Below are 9,498 nucleotides of genomic sequence, written 5' to 3'. Positions count from 1 at the left end.
GCGGTGCACACCGCCGTCGTCAATCATTCTGCCAGGGGGTCAGTCGGCGATCTTGGCGACCAACCGTCCGACGACCTCGCCCTTCTTGAGCTTCTCAATGCCCTCCGGGATCTCCTCGAAGGTGATCTCGGTGATGGTCGGCGTGAGCTTGCCGGTCGCGAAGTACTCGTAGACGCCCTGTACGTCGTCCTTGGTGCCCCCCTGCGACCCGACCAGAGTGACCTCGGAAAGAATCAGGGCCTTGGTGCTGATGGTTGATTCCAGCCGGCCCATGCCCACCTGGACCACGCGGCCGCCGCGGCGGACCGTCTCAATGGCCTCGGCGGTGGTTGTGCCGAAACCGGCAAAATCCACAATGACGTCCAGGCCGATCTCCTTGAAGTCGGCGATGGACCTGGCCACGTCCTTGGCGCCGATCTCCTTGGCCTGGTCCCAAATCTTCTCGTTGACTTCGGCAATGTAGACGTCGGCGCCGGCCAGCACCGCCACCCGGGCGCCAATCGAGCCCAGGCCGCCGAAGCCGATGATGCCGACCTTGTCGCCGGCCTTGACCTGGCCGTTGGCGATCACGGCATGGTGGCTGGTCATGCCGGCGTCGGTGCCCGCCGCACCCTGGGAGAAGCTGACGTTGTCCGGAATGCGGACCAAAGCCTGTTGGTCGATCGCTGCCTTGGAGGAGAAACCGCCGTCGAACGCGTAGCCGGGAGCACCGGCTTCGGTGGTGGGGCAGAAGCCAACGCGGTCGCCGACCCTCCACTCGGTCACCCCTTCACCGACCTCGGTAATGACGCCGGCAACCTCATGGCCGAGGGTGATGGGGCGCTTGGCCAGCGTCGAGAGCCAGCCTTCGTCCTCGAGCATGCCCACATCGGAGTGGCACAGGCCCGCCGACTTGATGTCGATGACCACGCCGCCGGGTGCGGCCGTCGGGGCGTCGACCTCGGTGAGTTTGAGGGGCTCGTGGGTATTGGTGAACTGCCACGCTTTCATGGGATCTCCTAGGCTCGGCAACATGGTGGTGGCCGCGTCAGCCGCGGCACGGGGCGGGGTTCGGCCCCTGCTACCAGCCTAGTCCGGAAAAACCGGACTTTCATGCGAATGCATGTACGTTGCGTCACGCCTCGAACGCCGTTGGGCTTGCCGGTTGCGGCAGGTGACGCCTGCCCTGTCGCCTGCAGGGGGCCTATGGAAGACTGAAGCCATGCTTGTAGCCTTCTCTGTTGCCCCCTCGGGTGTCCCCGTAGCTGGTCCCGCGCCCCACGACGCGTCCGTGCACGACGCTGTTGCCGAGGCCGTCCGGGTTGTCCGCGAGTCGGGCCTGCCCAACCGCACTGACGCCATGTTCACCACGATCGAAGGCGAGTGGGACGAGGTCATGGATGTGGTCAGACGGGCCACCGAGGCCGTGGGCCGTTACGGATCGCGCGTGTCGCTGGTGCTCAAGGCCGACATCCGCCCGGGCTACTATGGCGAGCTCACCGGCAAGCTGGACCGGCTCGAGGCCGCCATCAACGAACAGGACCAGCAGTGACGGTCCGCCCGGAGACCCAGGCTGCCGGCACCGATGCGGCATGGACCGCCGTCGAAGACTTCCTGACCGTCACCTTGGTGGGTGAGGACCAATCGCAGGTCGCTGCCAGGGAGGGCGCGGCGCGGGAAGGCCTGCCTGCCATCGAGGTGAGCCCGCCGCAGGGAAAGCTCCTGATGCTCTTGGCGAAGTTGGCCGGAGCCCGCAAGGTGCTGGAAATCGGCACGCTCGGCGGCTACAGCACCATTTGGTTGGCGCGCGGTTTGCCCGACGACGGCGAACTGGTCAGCTGTGAGTACGAACCGCACCACGCCGAGGTCGCGCAGCGCAACCTCGAAGCGGCCGGCGTCGCCCACAAGGTCAGCGTCCGGGTAGGGGCCGCACTGGACACGCTGCCGCAACTAGCCGCCGGGAACGCCGGCCCGTTCGACCTGGTGTTCATTGACGCCGACAAGGAAAACAACCGGCACTACCTTGAGTGGGCGCTGCAGCTGACCCGGCCGGGCAGCCTGATTGTGGTGGACAACGTGGTGCGCTCCGGCAAGGTCCTGTCCGACGGCGGCGGCGCCGGTGCCGAGGATCCCGACATTCGGGGCACGCGCGACGCTCTGGCGCTGCTGGGCTCCGACAAGCGGTTGGAAGCCACCGCGATCCAGACCGTGGGCGGCAAGGGCTGGGACGGTTTCGCGCTGGCGCTGGTCACGTAACCGATGGGGCGGCGAAGCATCCGTGCCGAAACGGTCCGGGAGCGGGAGCCGGCGGGCGGCCCGGCCGAGGGGCGCTACGAAATCTCCTCCGGCATGGCCGAACTGGTCCGCGACCCGGACTCGGCGGACGGCTGGCTGTTGAAAATCAACGGCGTCCAGTCCTCCCACGTGGTGGTCGGCGATCCGCTGCGCCTGGACTTCGAATACATGCGCTGGATGGCGGCGTTGATCGGATCCCGTTGGGAGCCCGAGGCCAGGCTGCGGGTCCTGCATTTGGGCGGCGGGGCGTGCTCGATGGCCCGGTACTTGGCGGCGGCTTACCCGCAGGCGCGGCAGGTCGTCGTCGAGATCGATGCGAAGCTGGCGGACCTGGTGCGCCAGTGGTTCGACATCCCGCGCGCTCCGCTGGTGCGCATCAGGGTGGGCGAGGCACGGGCGGTGACCGAAACGCTGAGCGATGACAGCAGGGACCTGCTCATCCGCGACGTCTTCTCCGGCAGCGAGACACCGCATGGATTGACCACGCTGGAATTCACCCGAAACGTGCGCCGCGTCCTCGCCCCCGGCGGGGTCTATCTGGTGAACTGCGGTGATACGCCCCGGCTGGCCGGTGCCCGCGAGGAGGCGGCAACCATCGGCGAGGTTTTTGAGCACCAGGTGATGATCGCCGATCCGCCGATGCTCAAGGGCCGCCGGCACGGGAACGTGGTGATCGCGGCCAGCGACCAGCCGTTGGAAACCGGTCCCGGACTCGTCCGGGAGTTGCTGCACGGTGCGGTGCCCGCCCAGCTGTGGGACGGGCCGAGGGTAGAGAAGTTTTACAGAGGATCGGCAATCCGGCAAGACCCGCCGGGCAATTAGGGGCCTTTCCCGGAACGTTATGACTTCGGCCCGAAATTGTTTGTAAGATGGACACGAACGGCCGTTCAGCGGCCGTAGTAGGCCCGGGAGTAAGCCGCTTGCGGCTGGCTCTCCGGAGGCAGGCATAGAAAAAACGGCTTCGACACTATGGATGGTGGCTGGAGCGCTATGTCTGCTCAGCCGGATTCGTTCCGGCGCCGGATGCCGGGTGCTGACAACCTAATCCCCCCAAGTTAGGTGCAGTGCCCGGCATCACGGTTATGAACCCTTTCACCCCTAGGTTCTGCGGCTCCCCGGCGACCGGCATCCGCCCTTCGTCCTTTCATCCGCCGTCCGCCCTCTCCGGCACTTTGCCCAGCAGCTCCGCCTCCCTGGTGCGGGTCTCGCGCCGCAGTGCATCGACCACGGCGGCCACCGCCGGCTGTCGCAGCCTATCCGGGCGCGCTACCAGCCAGTACCCGAGCCGCTCCTCGATCTCCTCGGGCAGAACCCGCACGAGGTCCGGATGGCGGTTGGCCATGAAGCACGGCAGCAGGCCCAGGCCGGCCCCGGCGCGGGTGGCCTCGACGTGCACAAAAACGTTCGTGGACCCCAGGGCGGTGGCCATGGCCGGCAGCAGCCGGCGCGGCGCGTCGAGATCGTCCACCTGCAGCATCGAGTCGACGAAATAGACCAGCGGATGGTTCATCGCCGCCCGCACGCTGTCCGGGATGCCGTGTTCTGACAGGTAGTCGCGGGAACCGAAAAGCCCCAGCACGTAGCTGCCCAGCCGGATGGACCGGGCCCGAATGACCTGCGGCCGCCCGACGACCACTTCGAAGTCCAGGCCGGGCCGGTGTTGCGAGGCCCTGCGGGCGGCGGTGACGATCTCCACGCTGAGCTTGGGGTGGCGCTGCTGCAGCCGCGCGATGGCCGGGGCTGCCACGAAGGCGCTGAACCCGTCGGTGGCGGACAACCTCACCACACCGGCCAACTGGTCTGCTTCATCAGGTGTGCGGCTGAGCCCGGTCAGTGATTCTTCGATGCGTTCCGCCACCACTGCGGCTTTCCGGCCAAGGTCGGTCAGCTCCCAGCCGCTGGGCGCCCGGGAGAACACGCGGCCGCCCAAGGCCTTCTCCACGGCACCGATGCGACGGGAGACGGTGGTGTGGTTGAGGCCAAGGTTTTCGGCCGCAGACGTGTAGCGGCCGGTGCGGGCAACGGCGAGCAGGATGATCAGGTCATCCGGGTTCGCGAACTGTGGGGAGGCAGGCATATCTGCATTTTTGCAGACGTGGCGTGCAAAGTTTGCCATTGATGCACATGAAGGAAGACGGAATACTCGGCTTCGTCTGATTGTGACCATACTCACAGTGCATTGGGGAAGTTCCGGCTGCCACGCACCGCACACTCTGCACGCCACGCAAGGAGAATGATGAGCGCCCACGCTACACCCACCGGCCCCGGGTCCGGCACCACGCACGAATCACCGCCGTCGGTCCTGCGCAAGGTCGTCATCGCATCCATGGCGGGCACGGTCGTGGAATGGTACGAGTTTTTCCTCTACGCGACCGCGGCCACGCTGGTTTTCGGCGCCATGTTCTTCCCGAATGCCGGCACCGAGCTTGACGCGATCATCGCAGCCTTCGTCACCTTCGCCGTCGGCTTCATTGCCCGACCGCTGGGCGGGATCGTGTTCGGCCACTTCGGGGACAAGGTTGGCCGGAAAAAGCTGCTGCAGCTGAGCATCGTTCTGATCGGTGCGGCCACGTTCCTGATGGGCTGCCTGCCCGGGTTTGACCAGATCGGTTACTGGGCGCCCGGCCTGCTGGTGGCACTGAGGTTCATCCAGGGCTTTGCCATCGGCGGGGAATGGGGCGGTGCGGTCCTGCTGGTGGCCGAACACAGCCCGGCCGCCAAGCGCGGTTTCTGGGCGTCCTGGCCCCAGGCCGGCGTGCCGATGGGCAACATGCTCGCCACGGTGGTGCTCTGGGTAATGTCCGGCATCCTCTCCGAGGCCGAGTTCCAGTCATGGGGCTGGCGCGTTGCCTTCTGGCTTTCGGCAGTGATCGTGCTTGTGGGCTACTACATCCGCACCAAGGTGACCGAGGCGCCGATCTTCCTCGAAGCCCAGGCTGAGTCTGCCAAGGTGAAGTCCACGTCCTACGGCGTCGTTGAAGTAATGAAGAAGTACCCGCGCGGCGTCTTCACCGCCATGGGCCTGCGGGTGGCGGAAAACATCATCTACTACATTGTGGTGGCGTTCTCCATCACGTACCTGAAGACCGTCCACGATTTCGACGTCACCACGGTGCTGGGCCTGCTGATCCTGGCGCACGCCTTCCACTTTGTCGTCATCCCCTTCTACGGCCGACTGTCGGACACCATCGGCCGCCGGCCGGTTTACATGGCGGGCGCCATCCTGTCGGGCGTGTGGGCCTTCGCGGCCTTCCCGATGTTCGATACGCAGAACCCGGTGATCATCCTGGCTGCAATCTTCCTGGGACTCGCCGTGCACGGGCTGATGTACGCGGGCCAGCCCGCCATCATGGCTGAGATGTTCCCCACCCGGATGCGGTACTCCGGTGTCTCATTGGGATACCAGGTGACGTCGATCTTCGCCGGTTCGCTGGCCCCGATCATTGCGTCCACGCTGCTCCAGAACTTCAACCACTGGCTGCCGGTAGCCCTGTACCTGGTGGTCGCCTCGGCCATCACCATCGTGGCGGTGTTCTTCGCCCGCGAAACAAAGGGCGCCTCGTTGCGCGATCTGGACCGGGCCGATGCCGCATCCCGCACGGATTCCGAAGTGCGGGCCCAGGCCTAGAAGCGCAGGCCCGACCTTGGGCCTGAGTTCGGGCCCGACCCTGGCAGGGCAAAGCGAAGGGACCGGTACCACCCCATGCGGGCGGTGCCGGTCCCTTCGCCGTTCAGGCGGGTGCGGTCAGCGGAAGCCGATGAGCTGCTCGACCGGACCGATGCCGAAGAAGAGGACGAAAGCGGCGGCCACCGCCCACATCAGCGGATGGATGTCCTTGGCCCTGCCCTGGAACGTGCGGACCAGCACATAGGCGACGAAGCCCGCCCCCAGGCCGTTGGCGATGGAATACGTGAACGGCATCAGGGTGAACGTCAGGAACGCCGGGATGGCCACGCCCCAGTCCGACCAGTCGATCTTGCCCACCTGCGCCACCATCATGAAACCAACGACGACGAGCGCGGGCGCCACTGCCTCGAACGGCACCAGCGAGATCAGCGGCGTGAAGAACATTGCCACCAGGAACAACAGGCCGGTCACCACGTTGGCCAGGCCGGTGCGCGCGCCTTCGCCGATGCCTGCACCCGACTCCACGTAGATCTGGTTGGAGGAAACCGAACCGGCGCCGCCGGCAATTGCGCCCACCGCGTCAACCATGAGCACACGGTCAACCTGCGGAATGTTGCCGTCTTTGTCCGTCAGGCCGGCTTCGTTGGCCAGGCCCACCATGGTGCCCATGGCATCGAAGAAGATGCTCAGCAGGATCGCGAAGGCCAGTAGGGAAGCGGCGGTAATGCCCAGCGTCCCGAAAGCTCCAAAGAGGTTGACCTGGCCAATCAGAGACAGATCCGGCAGCCCCACCCAGCTGCCGCCCGGCAGTTCAGGGACCACCAGGGACCATCCCAGCGGGTTGGCGCCTTCCGGGCCCATGGACGGGCCGACGTCAGCTATTGCTTCGATGACCACGGCGAGCACCGTCGCGGCGATGACGCCGATCAGGATGCCGCCCTTGACCTTGCGTACCACCAGCGCAATGGTCAGGATGAGACCGAAGACGAAGACCAGCGTAGGCCAGCCCAGCAGGACGCCGTCGAAGCCGAGGCCGACGGGAACAGTGGTCCCTGCCGCGTCCGGGATGCGGCGAATGAACCCTGCATTGACCAGACCGATGAGGGCGATGAACATGCCGATGCCCACCACGATGGCGGTCTTCAAGCTCTGCGGCACGGCATTGAACACTGCGGTGCGGAACCCGGTCAACACCAGGATCAGCATGGTGACGCCGGAGAGCACCACCAAGCCCATCACGTCCGGCCAGGTCAGGCCGGGGTTGGTGGCCACAGTGATGGCGATGAAGGCATTCACACCCAAGCCGGTCGCCAGGGCGAACGGGTACTTGGCCCACGCGCCCATCACGATCGTCAGGATGCCGGCCACCAGGGCGGTGACCGCCGCGACGCGCTCGGCACCGAGCATGGCACCGGTTGAATCGGCGCCGCCCAGGACCAGCGGATTAAGCACCACGATGTAGCTCATCGCGAAAAACGTGGCCAGGCCACCACGGATTTCGCGTGAATAGTTGGAGCCGCGCTTGGTGATCTCGAAGTAGCGGTCGAGCACCGAGGTTTTGGCGGCTACTGCTCCCTTTTGGGGCATGGGGGATGTCCTCCACAGGTCAGTGGTATGGTCGGGAATTTCCCCAAAATTCTATCGCCTGCCGGGTGCGGTGGCGTACGACGGCGGTGTACCCTGCCTTCCGCAGGTCAGGCGACGGCCGGCCTGCTGGTCGACGCAATGGCGTTGCCGGCCACTTTCGCCTGCCGGATGATTTCCCGGGTGGTGGGGGCCAGCAAGTCGGCAACGCCGACCAGGTAGAGACGGATCGCCGTCAGGGCGGCGCCAAGGTTTTCGCCGGCCGCGATGCCCAGGCTGCGGAGCAACCGCCGCATCTGGTTCTGGGCACAGCCCGTGAGGACAACGGAGTCCGCTACCAGGACGCCGTTTTCAGTGCGGATGACCCACTTCTCGTTTTCGTCCCGGCTGATCGAGGGGATGTGCGCAGCGCCGGCGTCGGGCGGAGTGCCGGGAAGGTTCCCTTGGGCCCCACGCCCCGTGGGGGCGGACGTCCGACTCACGCCGCAAGCATGAGTGCTGTGACGGATGTCCAATGCGTGGCTGGCAGCATAAGCCTGCAGCAGCCGCAGCAGGTCATTGCGTTCGCTGCGCAGCGTCGAGTCGGCCAGCCGCGGGCGCCGCCCTTGGTCTGCCGGCTGGGAGAGCAGCCCTTCCACCACGATCGAGGACACGCCCTGGCGGCTCAGTTCACTGGCGACGGCCAGTCCGGGCAACCCGGAGCCGATGACCACTGCGGTGGTGTATTCGGTGTGCACTTCTGGTGTGGGAACGCCACTCACTGCACGGACTCCTTGAACCGGTAGGGAGAACCTCGGACGGCGAACGGACCGCCCGCAAACGCGTTGTGAAACTGTTCTTAAACACTAATTTCCTCGAAGCCTACATAACTTTCCGGCCACTGAGAAGACTTTTGTTGCAGAGTAAGCTGAAGGTAACTGGCGATGAGGCCAGCGTCACGTTGAGGGAGGCGGAACGAATGACAGAAGCCAGGGCCGGAGACGCCGGACAGGGGGCTGTACCCCGCGGCATCGTCGTTGGAGTCGACGGCTCCGACCAGAGTATCTGTGCGTTGGTTTGGGCTGCGGAGGAAGCGCGGCGCCGTAAGACCCCGCTCCACGTCGTGACCGCCTATACCGTCCCGGTTTTCGCTGCGTCCAGCATGGATGCAGGCTATGCCACCTTGGATGATTCCGTCATCCGCGAAGGTGCCGAGGCGGTGCTGGAGCAGGCAGTGTCGAAGATCGCCGGCTACGACCTGGACATCGACTCCAGGGTGGAAACGGGCGATGCCGCAGGCGTGTTGCTGGAGCTCTCCGAACAGGCCGAGCTGGTTGTGGTCGGTACACGCGGCCGTGGCGGATTCATGGGCCGCTTGCTCGGCTCCGTAAGCAGTGCGGTCCCTGCGCACGCTGCCTGCCCGACGGTGACGATTCCGCTGGCCTGCGCCCCGCGGCTGGGTGAACTGGATATAGAGGTGCCGCGGTCCAAGGACCAGGCGGTGCGCCCGGAAGACGTCGAAAAAGTGGTGGTAGTCGGCGTCGACGGTTCCGAGCAGGCACGCAACGCCACCTTGGTGGCCGCCGAGCAGGCCGAGCGGCTCGGCTTCCCTCTCAAGGTCGTCTGCGCGATGCCGCCGTTTACGGGCTCGCTGGCCTGGGTGCCCGCACCGTTGGACCGCGAGGCGCTTTACGCGGACATCCGTGAGCAGCTCGATGCGGGTGTGGCGTGGGTCAGGAGCCACTTCCCCGGGCTGCGCGTCGTTGGCGAAGTCCAGGACGGCTCTCCAGTGGAACTTCTCATCGAAGCCTCCCGCACCGCAGAACTGCTGGTGGTTGGCACCCGGGGCCGGGGCGGTTTCGCCGGCATGCTGCTCGGTTCCACTAGCCAAGGCGTGCTGCACCATGCCAAGGGTCCGGTCATGGTGGTGCCGGACAAGCACGATCCCCGCTTGGATGACCGTCGGAACTTCGGCCCCTTGCCGGACGCACAAGAACAGTAGGCCAACAGATAATGCGGGCCCGGAACCGACA

General features: G+C 65.9%; 9 protein-coding genes. 5 read left to right on the top strand and 4 right to left on the bottom strand.

All coding sequences use genetic code 11. The features are described 5' to 3' along the window. Positions 1–39 precede the first annotated feature (39 nt). Positions 40–990 carry a zinc-binding dehydrogenase gene (locus tag AC5RWT_RS30810; RefSeq protein ID WP_494083530.1) on the bottom strand — a complete coding sequence of 317 codons (951 nt, stop codon included), beginning with the start codon at positions 988–990 and terminating at the stop codon, positions 40–42. Positions 991–1,201: 211 nt separating this feature from the next. Between AC5RWT_RS30810 and AC5RWT_RS30805 the strand changes: the two genes are divergently transcribed. Genes AC5RWT_RS30805 through AC5RWT_RS30795 form a run of 3 tightly spaced genes read left to right on the top strand, consistent with a single transcriptional unit; the run spans position 1,202 to position 3,096 of the window. Next, positions 1,202–1,531 carry a thiamine-binding protein gene (locus AC5RWT_RS30805; protein WP_494083529.1) on the top strand — a complete coding sequence of 110 codons (330 nt, stop codon included), beginning with the start codon at positions 1,202–1,204 and terminating at the stop codon, positions 1,529–1,531. After that, positions 1,528–2,235, top strand: coding sequence for an O-methyltransferase (locus tag AC5RWT_RS30800; RefSeq protein WP_494083528.1), 708 nt, complete (start codon positions 1,528–1,530; stop codon positions 2,233–2,235). Before AC5RWT_RS30805 ends, AC5RWT_RS30800 begins: the two co-directional genes overlap by 4 nt. Before the next feature lie 3 nt (positions 2,236–2,238). Next, positions 2,239–3,096, top strand: a complete 858-nt coding sequence (locus AC5RWT_RS30795; RefSeq protein WP_494083527.1) for a spermidine synthase — start codon at positions 2,239–2,241, stop codon at positions 3,094–3,096. Positions 3,097–3,418: 322 nt separating this feature from the next. Here AC5RWT_RS30795 and AC5RWT_RS30790 read toward each other — a convergent pair whose 3' ends face one another. Next, positions 3,419–4,351, bottom strand: a complete 933-nt coding sequence (locus tag AC5RWT_RS30790; protein WP_494083526.1) for a LysR family transcriptional regulator — start codon at positions 4,349–4,351, stop codon at positions 3,419–3,421. Positions 4,352–4,510: 159 nt separating this feature from the next. On the opposite strand from AC5RWT_RS30790, the gene AC5RWT_RS30785 reads away from it, so the two are divergent. Next, positions 4,511–5,902 carry an MFS transporter gene (locus AC5RWT_RS30785; protein WP_494083525.1) on the top strand — a complete coding sequence of 464 codons (1,392 nt, stop codon included), beginning with the start codon at positions 4,511–4,513 and terminating at the stop codon, positions 5,900–5,902. Between the two features lie 117 nt (positions 5,903–6,019). Here the strand turns inward: AC5RWT_RS30785 and AC5RWT_RS30780 are convergent, their stop codons facing one another. Then, positions 6,020–7,489 carry an NCS2 family permease gene (locus AC5RWT_RS30780; protein WP_494083524.1) on the bottom strand — a complete coding sequence of 490 codons (1,470 nt, stop codon included), beginning with the start codon at positions 7,487–7,489 and terminating at the stop codon, positions 6,020–6,022. A gap of 107 nt (positions 7,490–7,596) precedes the next feature. Then, positions 7,597–8,247, bottom strand: a complete 651-nt coding sequence (locus AC5RWT_RS30775; protein ID WP_494083523.1) for an FAD-binding protein — start codon at positions 8,245–8,247, stop codon at positions 7,597–7,599. Between the two features lie 197 nt (positions 8,248–8,444). Here AC5RWT_RS30775 and AC5RWT_RS30770 point away from each other — a divergent pair, with 197 nt between their 5' ends. After that, a complete protein-coding gene (locus tag AC5RWT_RS30770; protein WP_494083522.1) occupies positions 8,445–9,467 on the top strand; it encodes a universal stress protein in 1,023 nt (340 codons plus the stop codon). Positions 9,468–9,498 lie beyond the last annotated feature (31 nt).

The organism is Arthrobacter sp. Dra40, from assembly GCF_059091905.1.
This window is presented reverse-complemented; position numbering and strand designations above follow the sequence as displayed.